The organism is Streptomyces sp. NRRL F-5630 (assembly GCF_000719475.1).
GTDB lineage: Bacteria > Actinomycetota > Actinomycetes > Streptomycetales > Streptomycetaceae > Streptomyces.
The window spans coordinates 1-345 of the sequence record NZ_JOGO01000212.1 but is presented as its reverse complement, the minus strand read 5'-3'; the positions used below and the strand labels follow the sequence as shown (position 1 = coordinate 345).

Here is a 345-nt window from a genome sequence, read left to right as displayed (position 1 = left end):
ATGGCGTTGTGGGTGTGGGTGCCTTGGGGGTTGACGACGATGTGGTGGCCGTTGGTGGGGTCGTCGATGCGGAAGCCGCCGCCGGTCTGGGGGTGGACGGTGGCGGCGTGGAGGGTGGGGGGTGTGCCGTTGGTGGGGAGGTGGAGGTCGCGGCCGTTGAAGGCGGGGTGGCCGATGGTGAGGGTGTCGTGGGTGTGGGTTCCGGTGGCGTTGTAGACGTGGTGGCGGCCTGGGGCGGCGGCGGGGACGTGGAAGTCGGTGCCGTGGAGGGTGACGGGGCCGCGTGTGGCGCCGTGGGGGTCGACGCGGGTGACGGGGCCGGGGCCGGTGGGGCGGAGGGCGAGT

General features: G+C 73.9%; 1 protein-coding gene. It reads right to left on the bottom strand.

What is annotated here, in order from left to right; genetic code table 11:
* Positions 1-345: hypothetical protein (locus IF99_RS31470; RefSeq protein WP_037828364.1), on the bottom strand; the 345-nt coding region annotated here is incomplete at both ends.